The sequence below is a fragment of the Streptomyces sp. NPDC047002 genome, assembly GCF_040704505.1.
Classification (GTDB): Bacteria; Actinomycetota; Actinomycetes; order Streptomycetales; family Streptomycetaceae; genus Streptomyces.
Genome location: NZ_JBEYWC010000048.1, coordinates 1 through 17,182, shown reverse-complemented (window position 1 = coordinate 17,182; position 17,182 = coordinate 1). Strand labels below are relative to the sequence as shown.

The following is a 17,182-nucleotide window of genomic DNA, read 5'->3' as shown; positions in this document are numbered from 1 at the left end:
GCCGTGCGTCGCACCGGCCGGGTGCCCCGCCGCCGTGCGCCGCCCTGCCCGCGCGTCCGGCGGCCGTCCGCCGCACCGCACGTCCCGCGGGCCCCGACGTCCTCCACCGCCCCGGATGTCCTCCACCGTCCCGCCGGTGCGCGCCCGCGGGGCTGCTTCCCCGCGTCCCCACACCCCCGTCCGCACAAGGGAGAACCATGACCCGGTCCACCGAACCCGCAGCCGCCGACGTCCCCGAGGGGGCCGCGGCCGGGCCCGACACCTCCGCCTGGTCGTTCGAGACCAAGCAGGTGCACGCGGGCGCCGCGCCCGACCCGGCCACCGGCGCCCGCGCCGTCCCGATCTACCAGACGTCCTCGTACGTCTTCCGCGACACCCGGCACGCCGCGGACCTGTTCTCGCTCGCCGAGCCCGGGAACATCTACACCCGGCTGCACAACCCCACGCAGGACGTCTTCGAGCAGCGCGTCGCCGCGCTGGAGGGTGGTGTCGCCGCGGTGGCGCTGGCGTCCGGGCAGGCGGCGGAGACGCTGGCGATCCTGACGGTGGCGCGCGCCGGGGACCACATCGTCTCCAGCGCCTCGCTGTACGGGGGCACGTACAACCTCTTCCGGCACACGCTGCCGAAGTTCGGGATCGACGTGACGTTCGTCGACGATCCTGACGACATCGACGCGTGGCGGGCCGCGATCGGGCCGCGCACGAAGGCCCTGTTCGCGGAGACACTCGGCAATCCGCGCGGCAACGTCCTGGACGTGCGCGCGGTCGCCGACGCGGCGCACGCCGCGGGGGTGCCGCTGATCGTGGACAACACGGTGCCGACTCCGTACCTGCTGCGGCCGGTCGAGCACGGCGCCGACCTCGTCGTGCACTCGGCGACGAAGTTCCTCGGCGGGCACGGCACCACCATCGCGGGCGTCGTGGTCGACGGCGGCACCTTCGACTTCGGCGCAGAGACGGGCCGCTTCCCCGACTTCAACGAGCCGGACCCCAGCTACCACGGGCTGCGGTACTGGCCCGACCTCGGTCCCGGGGCGTTCGCGGTGAAGCTGCGGGTGCAGCTGTTGCGCGACGTGGGCCCCGCGCTCTCGCCGCACTCGGCGTTCCTGCTGCTCCAGGGCGTGGAGACGCTGAGCCTGCGCATCGAGCGGCACTCGGCCAACGCGCAGGCGCTCGCCGAGTGGCTGGAGGGGCGCGACGAGGTCGCGGTGGTGCACTATCCCGGGCTGCCGTCCAACCGGTGGTACGAGGCGGGCCTGCGCTACCTGCCGAACGGCGCGGGCGCGGTGGTGGCGTTCGAGCTGCGCGACGGCATCGAGGCGGGCAAGCGGTTCGTGGACGGTCTCGAACTCTTCAGCCATCTGGCGAACATCGGGGACGTGCGCAGCCTCGTCATCCATCCCGCGTCCACCACCCACAGTCAGCTGGCCGAGGAGCAGTTGAGGGCCACGGGCACCGCTCCTGGGCTGGTGCGGCTGTCGGTCGGGATCGAGCACCTCGCCGATCTGAAGGCCGATCTGGAGGCCGGGTTCCGCGCCGCGAAGGGCACGGGCGCGGGGAAGGGCGCCTCCTGAGCGGCTCCCGGCCGGCGGACCCGCCGCCGGCCTCCGGGGCCTGGCGGGCGGGGGGCCCGCCGGGGCGGCGTCGCTGGCACGCGCTGGGGCGGCCGCTGCCGCTGGAGTCCGGCGGCGAACTGCCGGGCGTGCGGATCGCGTACGAGACCTGGGGGCGCCTCGCCGCCGACGCCTCCAACGCGGTGCTGGTCCTGCACGCGCTGACCGGCGACAGCCATGCGGCGGGCCCTGCCGGGCCCGGCCATCCCACGGCGGGGTGGTGGGACGGCCTGATCGGCCCCGGTCGCGCGCTGGACACCGACAGGTTCCATGTCGTGGCGCCCAATGTGCTCGGCGGTTGCCAGGGCACCACGGGCCCGGCGTCGCTCCGGCCGGACGGCCGGGTCTGGGGCTCGGCCTTCCCCGACCTGACACAGCGCGACCAGGTCGCGGCCGAGGCGGAGTTGGCCGGGGCGCTCGGCATCCGCAGGTGGGCGCTCGTGGTCGGCGGTTCGATGGGCGGCATGCGCGCGCTGGAGTGGGCCGTGTCCCGCCCCGAGAGCGTGCGGTCGCTGCTGGTGCTCGCGTGTCCTGCCGCGGCGAGCGCGGAGCAGATCGCCTGGGCCCGCGTCCAGTTGGGGGCCATCAGGGCCGATCCGCGCTGGCACGGCGGCGACTACCACGGTGCGGCTCCGGGCCGGGGGCCGCACACCGGGCTCGGGCTCGCCCGGCGGCTCGCCCAGGTGACCTACCGCAGCGAGGCGGAGTTCCAGGAGCGGTTCGGCCGGCTGCCGCAGGGCGCCGAGGACCCGTACCGCGGCGGCAGGTACCAGGTGGAGTCCTATCTCGACCACCACGCCGACCGCCTGGTGCGCCGCTTCGACGCGGCGTCGTACGTGGTGCTGACACAGGCCATGAACAGGCACGACGTGGGGCGGGGACGCGGCGGCACGCGGGCCGCGCTGCGGCGGGTGAAGGCCCGAACCGTGGTGGCGGGCGTCGACTCGGACCGCCTCTACCCGCTGTACCAGCAGAGGGAGCTGGCCGAGGGCATCCGGGGCGCCTGGCCGCCGCGGGTGATCACGTCGGCGCACGGGCACGACGGCTTCCTGGTCGAGACCGGGCAGGTCGGCGCGCTGCTCGCGGCGCTGACGCAACCGGTCTGACGCGGGCGGGCCGCGGCCACCCGGCCGGGCCTGCCGGCCCCCACGGCCGGCCCCCGGCACGGCCGAGGCGAGCCCCCCGGCACGGCGGCGCGACGCGGCGGTGGCTTCCGGCACTGCGGCTGCATCCCGCACGGCGGCATGGCCGGAGCGCCGGGCCGCGCCGCCGTGCCAGGGGGGTCGGCGCCGGGCGGCGCCGCCGTCAGCAGGCGCCCTCGTCCTCCCAGGCGCCCCACTCACCGGTGCTGCCCGGCTTCTCGTTCTGCGTCCACCACTTGGCCTTCCAGGCGTGGCCGCCGTACGAGACCTCGTTGCCCGCGGTGTAGGCGGTGGCGGCGTTCCACGCGGCGGCGGCGCAGCCGTTCGGGTCGCCGGGGCCCGTCGGGTCGGTCGGCGGGTCGGTGGGCGTGGTGCTCGGCGGGGTGGCGCCGGCGAACTTCACCGAGTACTTGGCGAAGTCCCACGCCGACTGGGGCACGCTCGAACAAGTGCCGGACGTGGTGCCGTTGTTGTCGGGCGGCGAGCACTGCCGGTCGCGGTTGAGGGACCAGAAGGTGAAGCGGTCCATGCCGTGGCCGGTCGCGTAGTCCAGCACGGTCTGGAAGTCGGACTGGGTGAAGATCTCGCCCGTGTCGCTGCGGCCGTTCATGCCGGAGAAGCCCTCGTGCGCGTACGCGGTGGCCTCGCTCCAGCCGAAGGTGGTCTGGAGCAGCTTGTTGAAGGCGGTGAGCGCCGAGGTCTGCGAGGCCGCCCCGTTGAAGCCGCCGTCGAAGGGCATGATGGAGAAGTTGTTGGGCGTGAAGCCCTGCGACTTGGCCTCGTTGAGCATCTGCTGGCCGAACCAGCCGGTGCCCGCCGCGGTGCCCGCCGTGGTCACGGAGACGTAGAGCCCGGGGTTCTTCTGCTGGAGGATCTTGGCGGCGCCGATCTCGTGGGAGACGGCCGCGGTGTTCTCGTACTCCGGCTCCTCCAGGTCGAAGTCGATGGCGTGCAGCTGGTACTTGTCGATGACCTGCTGGTAGGCGGCGGCCGTGGACGCGGCGTCGGAGCACGCCTGGCCCAGCTTCGTGCCACCGTAGCCGCCGATGGAGACGGAGACGTCGCCGCCCTTGGCGCGGATGGCGCTGATGGTCGAGGCGACGGAGGTGTCGCTCGACACGGGCGCGGTGCCGCCCCACGTGGGCGAGCAGCCGCCGCCGTTGGGGGCGAGGATGAACGCCAGCTGGAACGCCTTGAGGCCGGAGGCGTCCATGATCTGGGTGGCGCTCGGCGGGGTGTTGTCGAGGGGCATCAGGTAAGGGGCGGCGGCGTACCACCTGTTGCTGAGCGCGGCGGCCCGGGCGGTGGACGCTCCCGCCGTGGCGCCGTGCGCGGCGGTGTGGGCGGCGTCGGCCGAGCCGAAGGCGGTCGGCGACGCCACGGCGAGGCCCGCGCCGGCGAGCGCGACCGCTGCCGCGCCGCCGAGGAGGGCACGTAGACGCTTCATGGGCGATCTCCCGGTGAGGTGGGAAAGGAGGGCCGGAGGTCGCAGCGCGAACCTGCGAACGCAGCTCAGAATCGGTCACGCCCTCCGGCACGTCAATAACTTGGACTAGACCAAAGCCATCGAACCTCCGGCGCCGCGGCTTCGCGGCACGGGGGCATGACGATCGCGTTACCGCTCGCGGCCGCCGCGCGGTGACGGCTCGTCAGCACCGCCGCGCACGGCGGGGCATGGTCCGCGCGGCCCGGGCAACACGGAGACCACGAAGGAAGAGAGGGGTACGCCATGCCGATCACGTTCCGCAAGAGCTTCCGGATCCTCCCGGGGGTACGCCTCAACATCAACCGCCACTCGTGGTCCGTCACCACGGGCGGCGGCGACCACGGCCCGCGCCACACGCACAGCAGCACCGGCAGGAGCACGACGTCGATGGACCTGCCGGGCCCCTTCGGCTGGCGGAAGACCACGACGAAGCGGCGCAAGGGGCACTGAGCGGGGCCGGGGCGCCGGGGCTGGCCATCGGGGCCGGGGGCGCCGGACCGGGCGCCGACGGTCGGCGTCGCCGGGCCGTGCGCCGGGAGCCGGGGGCATCGGCCACGTACCGCGAAGGCAGGGACGCGGCGCCGGAGCCCCGCCCCCGCGACGCCTCCCGCGCGGCGGCCACTCCCCCACTCCCCAGCCTCCTCCGTCTCCTTCCGCTCTCCTTCCGCACCGGGCTTTGCTTCCGGTTGCGGCGGCGACACGCGCGGGTCGATGATCGGTCGGCGGGGCGGGTTCCGGTATCCCTGTTCCGGGGCCGCGCGCCCGTACGGTGGCCGCGACACGGCGCCTCACCCGGACGGACTACCCCGACTCGGCACTTATCTCATAGGTGATATAGCCTTTCCTCTATGGCAGACGACTACCTCGTACGCATCGGCAAGCTCATCCGCGACGCCAGGCAGCACCGGGGCTGGACGCAGACGCAGCTGGCCGAGGCACTCGCAACCAGCCAGAGCGCGGTCAATCGCATCGAGCGCGGCAATCAGAACATCAGCCTTGAGATGATCGCCCGTATCGGCGAGGCCCTCGACAGTGAGATCGTCTCCCTCGGCTACTCGGGCCCCATGCACCTGCGGGTGGTCGGCGGCCGCAGGCTCTCCGGCTCCATCGACGTCAAGACGTCCAAGAACGCCTGTGTCGCCCTCCTGTGCGGCTCCCTGCTGAACAAGGGCCGCACGGTGCTGCGCCGGGTCGCCAGGATCGAGGAGGTCTACCGGCTCCTCGAAGTCCTCAACTCGATCGGCGTGCGGACCCGCTGGATCAACGACGGCGTCGACCTGGAGATCGTGCCGCCCGCCGACCTCGACATGGAGGCCATCGACGCCGACGCGGCCCGCAGGACCCGCTCGATCATCATGTTCATGGGGCCGCTGCTGCACCGCATGGACTCCTTCCGGCTGCCGTACGCCGGCGGCTGCGACCTCGGCACGCGCACGATCGAGCCGCACATGATCGCGCTGCGCCGCTTCGGCCTCGACATCGCCGCGACCGAGGGGCTCTACCACGCGCAGGTCGACCGCACGGTCGCCCCGAGCCGGCCGATCGTCCTGACCGAGCGCGGCGACACCGTCACCGAGAACGCGCTGCTCGCCGCAGCGCGCCACGACGGCGTCACGGTCATCCGCAACGCCTCGTCGAACTACATGGTCCAGGACCTCTGCTTCTTCCTCGAAGCGCTGGGCGTGCGGGTCGAGGGCATCGGCACCACGACGCTCACGGTGCACGGCGTGCCGTCCATCGACACCGACGTCGACTACTCGCACTCGGAGGACCCGGTCGAGGCGATGAGCCTGATCGCCGCCGCGGTCGTCACGGAGTCGCAGCTGACGATCCGCCGGGTCCCGATCGAGTTCCTTGAGATCGAGCTCGCGGTCCTGGAGGAGATGGGCCTCGACCACGACACGACGCCCGAGTACGCGGCGGACAACGGCCGTACCCGGCTGGTGGACCTGACGGTGCGCCCGTCCAAGCTGGAGGCGCCGATCGACAAGATCCACCCGATGCCGTTCCCCGGCCTCAACATCGACAACGTACCGTTCTTCGCCGCGATCGCGGCGATGGCCCAGGGCCAGACCCTCATCCACGACTGGGTCTACGACAACCGGGCGATCTATCTCACCGACCTCAACCGCCTCGGCGGACGCCTCCAACTCCTCGACCCGCACCGCGTCCTGGTCGAAGGCCCCACCCGCTGGCGCGCCGCAGAGATGATGTGCCCGCCGGCGCTGCGCCCCGCGGTGGTGGTCCTGCTGGCCATGATGGCCGCAGAGGGCACCTCGGTCCTGCGCAACGTCTACGTCATCAACCGCGGTTACGAGGACCTCGCGGAGCGCCTCAACTCGGTCGGCGCACAGATCGAGATCTTCCGCGACATCTGACCCGACGATGCCGCCGCACCCCATCCTGACCTGCTATTTAGCAGGTCAGGATGGGGTGCGGCGGCATCTGTGGGACTTCTCTGGGACTTTGGGCCTGCGGCGGGCTACGGGCCGAGCTCCACAGGCTTTGCCGAGCGGCCGCAGCTACGCGAAGATCGCGTCGATGGCGGCACTTCCCCGTGCGCCGGCGCGGGGCAGGAAGTGGGAGTACTTCCGCAGCGTGAACCCGGGATCGGAGTGCCCCAACCAACGTGCCAGGGAGACGACCGATTCACCAGCCTCCAGTTCCTCGGAGGCGAAGAAGTGGCGCAGAGCGTGGAAGCCGTGCTCCCGGGACGGCTCCCACACGCGAGCGCCGTCGGCGCTGCTCTCCTCCAGCGGAGCGATCACGCCCGCCGCAGCTAGAGCGGGCTTCCACACGTAGGAGTTGAAGTAGTTCCGGTCGACGGCCTTCCGCTCACGTCCTGTCACCAGGAGGCTGTGGGTCCTCGGCCGCCGGTGTTTGGCTTCCACCGGCGTCTCAGCAGGAGTCGGGTCGTCCCAGGGCAGCGTGACCGGCACCGGCGCGAACTGCTCCATGTGCTGCCGGATGGCCTGGGCCACGCTTGACGGCAGCGGAACGTCCCGGACCTTGCGCCCCTTGGGGAGAGCGAAACACAGCTTCGCCCGCACCATCTTGATCTGCCGCCGGACGTGCACGACTTCCTTCTCGAAGTCGATGTCGTCCGCTGAGAGGCCGAGCGCCTCCCCTTGGCGGAGCCCAAGACCTGCTCCGATCACGAGGAGGAGCCGGTAGCGGTCCGGCATGGCCGCCCGTACCGCGAGCACCCGTTCGGGCGGCCACGCCTCCACCCTGCCGGGGGTGGCGGCCGGCGGGCCGACCGTGCTGGAGCGGCACGGGTTTCGTCCGAGGCGACGGTCCTCGACGGCGGCCTGGAGGACGCTGGAGAGCGTCGCCCAGACCAGACGGATGGAGGTCGGACCGAGGTCCTTCTCCAGCCGCCTCTTCCAGTGACGCAGGACTTCCGTGCCGATGGCGTTGAGCGGCTGAGCACTCAGATGGGGAACGATGTGCCGACGCACCCTCTGCTCGATCCGCTCGGTCGTGGACGGGTCACCGCTCTGGGTGGGCCACCAGTGGGTCGCGATGTAGTCCTTGAGGGAGATGGCCCCATCGCGGGGATCGCCGAACTCTCCTCGGCGGGCGTCGGTCTGGGCCTGGGCGAGCCAGGTCTTGGCGTCCTGAAAGGCGTCGAAGGACCGGTCCTTCACGCCGGAGATGCCCTTGACTCGGTAGCGGGTGCACTTGCCGTACATGGCGGTGCGCTCGCGCTTGCCGGTTTTCGTGTTCGGGCGCTTCTTCAGCCATCGGTCTTCTATGTAGCCGGCCAGGTTGAACCGTTCCGGGCGACGTAGCAGCAAGACGCGGCGTGACCTCAGTCACGCCGCTATTCGTCGTGTGAAACAGCTTCAGACCCGACACCTTCCCTCCCCGGCTAAGAGATGGAAAACGTCGGGTGGGTGCAGATTTGTTTCCGCAAGGGGCACTGAGGCTGTGAAGAAAGCGTGAGAGTGAGCTCTGTGTCCAGCCACCCGCGCACCGGTCAGATCACCGTCCGAGATCCAGCACGGGCACCTTCACCCCATCCCAGCACGGGGAAAAACCAGGAGCCCGACCCCGCAGAGTCGGGCTCCGCCTGACCTGTACGTTTGCCAGATCAGAGACGTGGTGACCGCTACACGTTGAAGCGGGACTCGCTCACACGTCCAATCCCCGCATGACGGACTCCTCGACCTCCACACGAGCCATCGCACGAGCAGGGCATCCACTTGGCGTGAGGGCCCACGAGGGCCGAACCCACGGCTGGCCACATGACCAACGCGTGACCAACAGCGGCCAGGAACAGCCAGAAACGCCTGGATAAGGACCGATCCAGGCGGCAAAGGCAGACCTGCGCCAGAAGCACAAAACAGCTGGTCAGAGGGACATTAGACTTCAATTCGCCCAGGCTTGGCGGCCCCGGCCGTCGTCGCCCCCCGTCCGGCCGGGCCTCGGCGGGAGCTCAGGGGCGTACGGGCGCACCCTCGGTGTACAGCCGCACCGCGCGGTCCGCCGCACGCACCGTCCAGCCGTCCTCGTGCGTGGCGAGGACCGTGCCGGGCGTGCCCTCCAGGTGGTCCGCCAACTCCACCGCGCGGACGAGCCCTTCGGCGTCCGGCAGGCGCACCGTGGCCCGCGTCGTGAGGACGTTGACGGCCGCGGCCTTGCGCCGGACGGTCTCCGCCGTGTCGGTGAAGTCCATGACGAACTCGTCCGCCGTGAAGGGCGCCGCGTAGGAGGCGCCGGCGGGGTCCTGTTCCTCGCCGGGTTCACCGCGCAGCGCCCGCGCGGCGCCCTCCTCGATGACTTCGGCGAAGAGGTCCGTCCAGCGGGCGAGGAGCGTCGGGCCGTCGAGCCGCTCGGGCAGCGGGCACTCGCGCGTGCTGAGCACGGCGCCGGTGTCGAACTCGGCGGCCGTGCGGTGCAGGGTCGCCCCGATGGTCCCGGCGCCGTCGTACACCAGGCGCGCGGGGTTGGGACCCCGCCCGGCGGGGAGCACGGTCGGGTGGAGGTTGACCGCGCCGTGCAGGGGAACGTCGAGGATCTCCTTCGGTATCAGGCGGGGGAACGCCGCGGAGATCACGAGGTCGGGGGCGAGCGAGGCGATCAGCGGCGCGGCCACGGTCCGCAGCCGGCCGGTGACGAGGAGGCTGACGCCCTTCCCCAGCTCATCCGCCAGGTCGCCGCCGCCGTACCGGCCGGCTCCGCCAGGAGGGGCGACGGCGAGGAGGATCTCGTGGCCGTGCCGCTCGGCCCAGTCGGCGACCAGCCGGTAATTCGCGGGAAAGGCGGAAAGGACGACAATGCGTGCTGGTGCGGAACTCATGGGCCGATCGTGCCCTGATTCCACCGCGGAGCGCACTGCGGCCTATCTCACAACGGGTTTCTTCGTCATGGCGGCCGCCCGCCGCGTAGCGGCTTTCCGGACCGCGTCCGGCGTTCCCCTGTGCCTCCTGTTCCCGCGGCCGTTCGCGACCCGGTACGGGAAAGAGGGCAGCCCTTTCACGTCGGACGGTTCCTTTCACGTCGGACAGCCCTTTTCTCGTCGGACGGCCCTTTCGCGTCCGGCGGGCCTTCGGGGACCCCGTACGGCGAAAGGCGCGCGTTTCCCGCGCGCCCGGAGAAGCGCACGCGCCGGTACACGTGACGGCTCCCCGCCGGGCCCCGCGGCGGAATGCGCGCTGCGCCGCGGCCGGCCCGTCGGTCCCTCAGCCGGCGCTCACGAAAGCACGCACCCGGTCCGCCGTGTGCTCCGGCCGCTCCACGACCGGTGAGTGGCCCGCGTCCTCGATGACCTCGGCCGTCGCGTTCGGCAGCAGGCCGTAGCGCTCGCACGACGGGCGAGCCCTGTACACCTGGTCCTGCGCACCGAAGAGTACGAGCGTGGGGAGTGCGAGCTGCGCCACCCGCGCGTCGAGCGGCATGTCCGCGACGTATCTCTCCTTTTCCGCCTGCGTGGCGGAGAACGCCGCGTACGGGACCGCCCGCGCCTCGCCGACGACTCGCGCGGGCTCGTCGAAGACGGAGTCGAGGGAGGCGCCGGGCGCCAGGAATCCCTCGACCGCCCGGCGGAAACCGGACGCGGGAAGGGCCGCGTGGAGCAGGGGCCCAACCACCGGCATGCGCAGCACCTTGTTGACGGCGGGCGGAGTGGCCAGGGAATAGTCGGGTCCCTCGTCCACCAGGACGAGCCTGCGCAGCGGAAAACCCGACTCACCCAGGGCGACGGCGACGTCGGCGCCGAGCGAGAAACCGACCACCGCCGGTCCGCTCACGTCCAGCTCGTCCAGCAGGGCGCGCAGCACGGCCGCCTGTTCCTCGGGCGAGTAGCCGGACCGCGGCTTGCCGGAGAAACCGTGCCCCAGCAGGTCGGAGCGGATCAGGCGGAAGTCCCCTGCGAGCAGGGGCACGAGCCGATCGAACCACCGCAGCGAGCCGAGGAACCCGTGCACCAGCACGAGTGGCGGGGCGCCGGCGGGCCCGTCGAGCCGCACATGCAGGTCGTGACCGGCCACCGGCATGATCGTGCCGAGGGGACGGGGGGACGCGTCAGGGGTCATGCCACACTCCCGGGCGAGCTTTCGGTGGTACGTACGGGGCCGCCGCTCCGCGCCGCCGGCGGGGTTGCCGCAGGTGCGGTTCGGCGGGGCGGTGGACGACCTGGACTCCCGTACATCCTTCCAGGTCCGACGGCCGTTCTCGACGCCGGCACCGCTCCACCTGATGCCGGCGAACACGGCTCGGAGCTGGTGGCGGTGTGCGGGGTGACCCACGCCGTGCCGGCCTCCGCCTGCTCGGCGGTGACGGCGGCGCGCTCGGGGCCCCGCCCCGGACGGAGCCGCCGAGGCCCGTCGTCACCGCCGCCTGCCGCATCGCCCAGGCCCCTGACGGCACGGGTGGCGAGGACGGCGAGGTGGGGCGAGCCCTGACGGCTCCCCGCACCCCGCCGGTCACGCCTTCGGCCTCTTCCGCCTCAGAACGGCCGCACCACCGTCTCGGCCACCCGGACCGGCCCCTCCCCCACCAGGTACACCCGGTCGAACTGGGCGAGCGTGGTGTCCACATGGCGCGGCACGAGGAGTACGGGATCGCCCGGCCCGAGCGCCGCGCCGGACTCCAGGGTCACCTTGAGGTGCTCCTGGGAGGGGGCGCCGACCTCCGCGGGGACGCCGACCAGCCGGGCGTGCGGCCGGCCGCCGTCGACCTGGAGGGTGGTGAGCCCGGCGTCGAGGGTCACCCCGTTCGGCTCCTGCGTGCTGACCACGCGGGACAGGACGAAGGCGGCGCAGCCGAAACCCGTGTCGCCGAACCGCGCGAGGCTGCGCAGGTCGTTGTAGACCACCGTGCCAGGACCGAGGGTGAGCCGTTCGTCCCACGGCGCGGGCAGGGGGGTGCGCGCGGCCGGGACGAAGGTGTGGCTGCCGCCTGCCACCAGCTCGCCCACCGGATGGCCGCGGGCTTCGAGCGCCTCGGCGAGCCCTACGAGGTCCTGCAGGTCGGCCGCGACCGTGGCGCGCTGTTCGGCCTCCGGGAGGTCGGCGAGGTGGCCGTCGTAGGAGTGGAGCCCGAGCACCTCGAAGCCCGCCCCGGTGAGCGCGTCGGCGACCGCGCCGGCCCGGTCGGCGTCCTTGACCGGGACGCCCGTGCGGCCGCCGCCGTTGTCCACGTCGAGGAAGGCGGCCACCGGGCCGCGCCGCCAGCCGCGCACGGCCCGCACGTCGTCCGCCAGGGCGGAGACCCGCGCCCGCGGGTGGGCCGCGGCGAGGTCCGTGAGCCGCCACTGCGCCGGCCCGACGGCGGGGTGGGCGAGCAGCACGTCCCGCGCGCCGGTGGCGAGCAGGAGCTCCACCTCCGCGAGCGTGGACGCCTTGAAGCGGGTGACGCCCGCCTCCCGCAGCGCCTCGACGGTCCAGCGCAGTCGCGCCGTCTTCACGTGCGCCCGCCAGGAGCGTGCGGAACCGAGGTACGACAGGGTCACGGCGATGTTCTCCCGTACCCGGCCGGTGTCGATCAGGACCGCCGGGGTGAGGGCCGAGGCGAACGGCTCGCCCCGGACCAGTTCGCGCAGTTCGGATGCGTCCAGAGGACGGTTCACGCCGCCTCACTCCCTTGTTCTCGTCTTCCCGCGCCGGTGTACAGGCCGCTCGCCGCGGGGTCCGTCCTCGTGGCGTCCGCCAGCTCGGCGGCGGTCGCTCGGCCGGTGGTGAGCAGCCGCGGGCGGCGGGGGATCACCGTGCCGCGGTGGTACACCACGTGCCCCGCGGCCACGGTGGTGACCACGGACTTCGAGACGCGGTCGACGACCGCGACGTCGGCGTCCGCGCCCGCGGCGAGGGTCCCCTTGTTCTCCAGTCCCAGGGTCCGCGCGGGGGTCCAGGACGCCTTCTGGACGAACTCCTTGAGGCTCAGCGCGCCGAGTTCCACCAGGGAGAGGCCGGCGCGCACGGTGACGTTGCGCGGGATGCCGCCGCCGTCGGTGGCGATGGCCGCGACGTCGAAGGCACCGCCGGCGTTCTTGGAGCCGACCAACGGGACCCGTGACGCGGCGGGGTTGAGCGGCAGGCATAGCCCGGTGTGCGTCCCCGCCTCCTCCCAGGCCCGTACGGCCGCGGGCCCGGACAGCGGGACCGTGCGGTCGCCGTCCCGCAGCGGGATCGCGGCCCAGCCGTCCAGGATCGCGGCACGCAGCCCCTCCTCGGTCCCCGGATAGCCTCCCCCGGCCAGCCACTCGGCGACCCTGGCCACCTTGGGCAGCCCGTTCTCGCAGTCGGCGACATTGCCGTTGATCTCGGCGAGGTAGGACTCCGCGAACAGCCGCGGCGAGCCGCGCAGCAGCGCGACCGCCTCCCGGGCCTCGTCCTCCGGTGTCCCGAGCTCGCCCCTGCAGTAGCTGTTGACGTGCGCGATGTGGGCGGGTCCGCCGTCCAGGTACGCGACGGTCTGGCGCAGCCCCTCGATGTCGCTGCCGGCGCTCGTGGTGCCGCAGTGCACCGCGAGCCACACCCCCATCTCGTGGGCCGTCTCGGCGATGGCCGCGGCGCTCTCCACCGACCAGCCGGAGTCCACGTGGATCTTCACCCCGAGCGCCCCGTCCGCGAGGACCCGGTGGAACGCCGCTCTGATCTCGCCGCGGCTCGGCGCGGCCGGCAGGTGGAGGCCGGGGACGAGGCGCACCACGCACGCGATCGTCAGTCCCGTGCCGTACCGGTCGGCGAGGGCGAACACATCGGCGGCGGACGGGGTGCCCAGGTCGAGCGCGGTGGTCACTCCGGCCCGCGCGAGCATGGCGTGGCCCGCGTCGCCGCCGTATCCGGTGTCGAGGTGGACATGGAGGTCGACGAGTCCGGGGAGGACGTAGCAGCCGTCCGCTTCGACCACCGAGCGCGTCGGGGCGCTGATCTCGTCCTCGACGGCGGCGATGCGTCCGCCCTCCACGGCGAGGTCGGCGTACCGGTCGGTGCCGGAGGCGTGATCGACGACGCGGCCGTTTCTGATCACCAGGTCGTACATGCCTGATGGCCCTTTCTCCGAGCTGGAACGGCTCGGGCGTTACGGAGCCGGCGGGCGGCTCAGCCGAGCTTGAGGCCGACACCGGGGCCGACCGGCAGGCCGGTGAAGTAGAAGACGGCGAGCACGGCGAACCAGGTCAGCATGGCGGCCGGGACGAAGAGGCTGGTGCGCCGGATCAGCCAGCCGATCGTGACCTCGGGGTCGACCTTGCGCGCCTCGTTGTAGGTGAAGTACAGGAACACGTTGGCCGGTGACATGACGGACCCCCACATCACCGCCATCCGGAAGGCGATCTGGAGGCCCGCGGGAGCGAGTCCCGTCATCATCAGCGCGGGCACCATCACCGGGGCTTCGAGCCCCCACAGGGCGGTTCCCGCGATGAACACGCTCATCACCAGGGTGAGGAGCGCCACCGCGATCAGCGCCAGGTAGCCGGTGACGCCGATGCCCTTGAGGCCCGACGCGATCCCCACGGCGAAGTACGAGGAGAGGTTCGACCAGGTCAGGACGAGGATCACCTGCGCCAGCACGAACACGATGACGATGAAGCCGGACATCTCCTTGATCGAGTTCGTCAGCAGCGGCAGAAGCCTGCGCTGCTCCCGGGGGACGCCCGCGACCCGGGCGTAGACCATGCCGAAGACGACGAACGCGAGCGCCAGGATGGGTACCAGGTTCTTCAGGAAGGGGGACTGCACCAGCGCGCCCCCGTCGCCGCGCAGCACGCTGCCGGGCCACAGCCACCAGACGACCACGGCGGCGAGGTACGCGGCGACCGCCGCGAGGCCGGCGAACACACCGCGGTACTGCGGGCGTTCGACGGCGACCTCCTGGTCCGGGGCGTTTGGCCGGGACGCGGTGGCGGGCAGTGGCGTCATCCGGGGTTCGAGGACGTGGACGATCATCCAGCCGAGCACCAGCGGCAGCACGACGCCGATCACGGAGGTGATGAACCAGTTCATGGTGACCCCGGTGTCGGGGACGTAACCGTGCACGGGCCCGGCGAGCCTGGCCGCACTCTCGGTCACCGCCGTGTAGCCGACGTCGGACGTGCCGAAGATCAGGCCGCCCCCGTAGCCGACGCTCACACAGGCGAGCCCCGCCACCAGACCGGTCAGCGGGTTGCGGCCCTTGGCCCGGAAGATCTGCATCGCCAGCGGCGGCAGGAGGACGAACGAGCCGTCGGAGAGCACATGTCCCTGGCAGCACAGAAAGGCGACGCCGTACGGCACGACTCTCGCGGGGACGCGGGAGAAGGCGATCCGCACCGCCGCCTCCAGCGCGCCGGTCCCCTGGGCGACGCCGAGGCCGAGGACCATGACCAGCGTCACCCCGAGGGCGGGGAAGCCGACGAAGTTGTCGATGGCCCCGGTCAGCAGGGTGAGGAGACCTTCGCCGGAGAAGAATCCGCGGATGGGCGTCTCCTTGCCGCCGGACGCCGTGAAGGACACGCCGCAGGCCGCGAGAACCGAGGACGTGAGCGCGATGGCCAGGAACAGGCCGCCGAGTATCACCAGGGGGCCGGGGACCTTCCTGGCCGGCCGCTGAGCGGTCTGTCCGCGCGGGCCCGCGGGCGCGGTGACGCTTACCATGCCGCTCTCTCCCCCGCCTCGCGGGGAGCGCCGGCCGAGGCGATGGCCTCCACCTCGACCCGGGCGCCGTAGGGGAGAGCGCCGGCCGCGTAGCAGGTCCTGGCGGGCCGGGGCTCGGCGAAGAATTCCGCGTAGATCGAGTCGAACGCGTCGCGATCGCTGAGATCCGCGAGGAGGACCGTGGTCTTGACGACGTCTTCGGGGCGGCGGCCGTTCTCCTCAAGGCGCGCCCCGAGGTTCGCGAGAGCCTGTCGCGCCTCCGCCGCTATTCCTCCCGGCACGATGTCGTCGTCGGTGACGCCGAGCAGCCCGGATATGAAGATCAGGCCCGCGGCTGACCGGGTCGCGGAATAGGGGTGCTGCGCATCGGCGAACCGTTTCGGTGCGACTGGTCGGGTGTCCATGGGTAGCAGTCCTCGGCATCTCTTGGGGCGGCAGGGCGCGACGCGGCGCGCGGGACCGCTCCTGTCGGCGGGGCCCCGGGTACCGCGTGCTGACCGCTGTTCGGCCGTCGGTTCTCGCACGGGAGATGCGCCGTCCGGCTGCCGCCTGCGAAGGCCCCGGGAGCCGGTGGGGGCGTGCGCGGCCGACCGCGCACGCCCCCATCACCCCGGGACTGGTTGGACATACTTTCCAATCACCTGGACAGGATGTCAAGAAGTGGTGGGCCGAGGGGCCGCGTCACGCTCCCGTTCCGGGGGCCCGGGTGGCGCTGAGGTCGGCGTACACGGTCGCCCGTGAGACGTTGAGGTGCGCCGCCACCTGCTGGACGGCCCTGGGCAGCTTGAAGACGCCCTTGGCGTCGAGCGCCTCGATAATGGCGAGCCTGCCCTTGCGGGTGTCCCGGGGCAGCACCCGGCCGAGGGCGGACTCCTCCTGCGCGATCACCGTCTCCATGACCTCGCCGATGTCGTCGGAGAAGAACGTCGTCGCGGTGGCCTCCGGCTCGGACGCGCTGCCGACCAGCGCGGCCAGCGAGGTGGCGGCGATGCGCAGCTCGGTGATGTCGAGGTTGACGCACAGGGCCCCGATCACCTGTCCCGACCCGGTGCGCAGCACGAGGGTCGAGGACTTCACGGTGCGGCCGTCGGGGGTGCGCGTGAGGTAGTTGAGCCGGTCCTCGGCCCGGTCGCCCTGCGCGAGGACCCCGAGGCCGATCTCGCTCATCGCGCCGCCGATGTGCCGGGAGGTCACCGACCCGGCCAGGGCCCGGATGCTGCTCTCGGGGTGGCGGAAGTCGTGCAGCACGACCTCGCAGTGCGGGCCGAACGTGGCCGCCAGGCCGTCCACGAGGGGCTCGACGGCTCTCATGAGGTCCTCCGCCGCATCGGCGCCGGGCTGCCGGGCCCCGCCGACGTCTCCTGCTGAAGCCATCGCGCTGCCTTCCCTCCGCGTGCGCCTGGCCGCGTGACGAAAAGCCCCTCTCACCTGGCCTTCGCGCCCCCGCGGTGCGCTGAACCGTCGTCCACCGAAGTCTCTCACGCCCCTCGGGCCCCCCTCGGCCCCGGCCCGCGTGGGCGCGACGCCGGTACCGCGCGGCGGGGGCGCCACGCGGTACCGGCGTACCCGAGGAGTCCGGCGGCCCCGGCGGTCTCAGGACTCCGGCGGGGTGGTGGGGCGGGCGGGGGACGGGGAGCCGCCGGCCGTCGCGGACGCGCTGGGCGCGGGGGTCACGACCGAGCCCGCCGAGCCGTCGACCCGGTCGGCGAGCGCCGTGAAGGCGCTCCAGCTCAGGGTCGGCCTGCCGGGCACCCACAGCCGCTGCGCCAGCGCGTTGAGCGGCATCCTGATGCCCGCCGCGACCTGCGCCGTCGTCTGCGCGTCCGGCACGTCGCCCCAGACCGCGAAGCGCGCGCCGCG

Annotated in this window: 13 protein-coding genes and 1 pseudogene; 4 read left to right on the top strand and 10 right to left on the bottom strand. The window is 72.6% G+C overall.

From position 1 onward, the window contains the following. Positions 1–197: 197 nt before the first annotated feature. Positions 198–1,574, top strand: coding sequence for a bifunctional o-acetylhomoserine/o-acetylserine sulfhydrylase (locus tag AB0910_RS29800; protein ID WP_366747771.1), 1,377 nt, complete (start codon positions 198–200; stop codon positions 1,572–1,574). Beyond that, entirely contained in the window at positions 1,571–2,719 is a 1,149-nt protein-coding gene (locus AB0910_RS29795; protein WP_366747790.1) for a homoserine O-acetyltransferase, read from the top strand. The genes AB0910_RS29800 and AB0910_RS29795 overlap by 4 nt, the downstream gene beginning before the upstream one ends. A gap of 199 nt (positions 2,720–2,918) precedes the next feature. Here AB0910_RS29795 and AB0910_RS29790 read toward each other — a convergent pair whose 3' ends face one another. Continuing rightward, complete coding sequence (locus AB0910_RS29790) at positions 2,919–4,202, bottom strand: carbohydrate-binding protein (RefSeq protein WP_366747770.1); 1,284 nt, start codon at positions 4,200–4,202, stop codon at positions 2,919–2,921. Positions 4,203–4,484: 282 nt separating this feature from the next. On the opposite strand from AB0910_RS29790, the gene AB0910_RS29785 reads away from it, so the two are divergent. Together AB0910_RS29785 and AB0910_RS29780 are read left to right on the top strand one after the other, a co-directional pair. Continuing rightward, positions 4,485–4,691 (top strand): DUF4236 domain-containing protein, encoded by a 207-nt coding sequence (locus AB0910_RS29785; RefSeq protein WP_235795776.1) that lies wholly within the window; start codon positions 4,485–4,487, stop codon positions 4,689–4,691. A 398-nt stretch (positions 4,692–5,089) separates the two neighbouring features. Beyond that, the gene (locus AB0910_RS29780) at positions 5,090–6,619 is read left to right on the top strand and encodes a UDP-N-acetylglucosamine 1-carboxyvinyltransferase (protein WP_366747769.1); all 1,530 of its coding nucleotides are present in this window, start codon (positions 5,090–5,092) and stop codon (positions 6,617–6,619) included. Between the two features lie 144 nt (positions 6,620–6,763). On the opposite strand, the gene AB0910_RS29775 is transcribed toward AB0910_RS29780, so the two are convergent. From AB0910_RS29775 to AB0910_RS29735, 9 genes and pseudogenes are all read right to left on the bottom strand, one after another. After that, entirely contained in the window at positions 6,764–8,041 is a 1,278-nt protein-coding gene (locus AB0910_RS29775) for a site-specific integrase (protein WP_366747768.1), read from the bottom strand. A gap of 641 nt (positions 8,042–8,682) precedes the next feature. Further along, entirely contained in the window at positions 8,683–9,546 is an 864-nt protein-coding gene (locus AB0910_RS29770) for a formyltransferase family protein (RefSeq protein WP_366747767.1), read from the bottom strand. A gap of 382 nt (positions 9,547–9,928) precedes the next feature. Then, complete coding sequence (locus AB0910_RS29765) at positions 9,929–10,780, bottom strand: alpha/beta hydrolase (protein ID WP_366747766.1); 852 nt, start codon at positions 10,778–10,780, stop codon at positions 9,929–9,931. A gap of 413 nt (positions 10,781–11,193) precedes the next feature. Next, the gene (locus AB0910_RS29760) at positions 11,194–12,315 is read right to left on the bottom strand and encodes an alanine racemase (RefSeq protein ID WP_366747765.1); all 1,122 of its coding nucleotides are present in this window, start codon (positions 12,313–12,315) and stop codon (positions 11,194–11,196) included. Beyond that, the gene (locus AB0910_RS29755) at positions 12,312–13,730 is read right to left on the bottom strand and encodes an amidohydrolase family protein (protein ID WP_366747764.1); all 1,419 of its coding nucleotides are present in this window, start codon (positions 13,728–13,730) and stop codon (positions 12,312–12,314) included. Before AB0910_RS29755 ends, AB0910_RS29760 begins: the two co-directional genes overlap by 4 nt. A 59-nt stretch (positions 13,731–13,789) precedes the next feature. Beyond that, positions 13,790–15,322, bottom strand: a complete 1,533-nt coding sequence (locus tag AB0910_RS29750) for an AbgT family transporter (RefSeq protein ID WP_366747763.1) — start codon at positions 15,320–15,322, stop codon at positions 13,790–13,792. Continuing rightward, positions 15,316–15,726, bottom strand: coding sequence for a RidA family protein (locus AB0910_RS29745; protein ID WP_366747762.1), 411 nt, complete (start codon positions 15,724–15,726; stop codon positions 15,316–15,318). The genes AB0910_RS29750 and AB0910_RS29745 overlap by 7 nt, the downstream gene beginning before the upstream one ends. A gap of 277 nt (positions 15,727–16,003) precedes the next feature. Next, on the bottom strand, positions 16,004–16,696 hold the full coding sequence (locus AB0910_RS29740) for a PAS domain-containing protein (RefSeq protein WP_366747761.1): 693 nt from the start codon (positions 16,694–16,696) through the stop codon (positions 16,004–16,006). A 219-nt stretch (positions 16,697–16,915) separates the two neighbouring features. Beyond that, a pseudogene (locus AB0910_RS29735) lies at positions 16,916–17,182 on the bottom strand (hypothetical protein); the annotation flags it as partial.

Bases quoted from the DNA above. Each gene is read 5' to 3' on its own strand.
- AB0910_RS29740 (WP_366747761.1), bottom strand. From the start codon at position 16,696: ATGGCTTCAGCAGGAGACGTCGGCGGGGCCCGGCAGCCCGGCGCCGAT.
- AB0910_RS29770 (WP_366747767.1), bottom strand. From the start codon at position 9,546: ATGAGTTCCGCACCAGCACGCATTGTCGTCCTTTCCGCCTTTCCCGCG.
- AB0910_RS29780 (WP_366747769.1), top strand. From the start codon at position 5,090: ATGGCAGACGACTACCTCGTACGCATCGGCAAGCTCATCCGCGACGCC.
- AB0910_RS29800 (WP_366747771.1), top strand. From the start codon at position 198: ATGACCCGGTCCACCGAACCCGCAGCCGCCGACGTCCCCGAGGGGGCC.
- AB0910_RS29765 (WP_366747766.1), bottom strand. From the start codon at position 10,780: ATGACCCCTGACGCGTCCCCCCGTCCCCTCGGCACGATCATGCCGGTG.
- AB0910_RS29750 (WP_366747763.1), bottom strand. From the start codon at position 15,322: ATGGTAAGCGTCACCGCGCCCGCGGGCCCGCGCGGACAGACCGCTCAG.
- AB0910_RS29790 (WP_366747770.1), bottom strand. From the start codon at position 4,202: ATGAAGCGTCTACGTGCCCTCCTCGGCGGCGCGGCAGCGGTCGCGCTC.
- AB0910_RS29755 (WP_366747764.1), bottom strand. From the start codon at position 13,730: ATGTACGACCTGGTGATCAGAAACGGCCGCGTCGTCGATCACGCCTCC.
- AB0910_RS29785 (WP_235795776.1), top strand. From the start codon at position 4,485: ATGCCGATCACGTTCCGCAAGAGCTTCCGGATCCTCCCGGGGGTACGC.
- AB0910_RS29745 (WP_366747762.1), bottom strand. From the start codon at position 15,726: ATGGACACCCGACCAGTCGCACCGAAACGGTTCGCCGATGCGCAGCAC.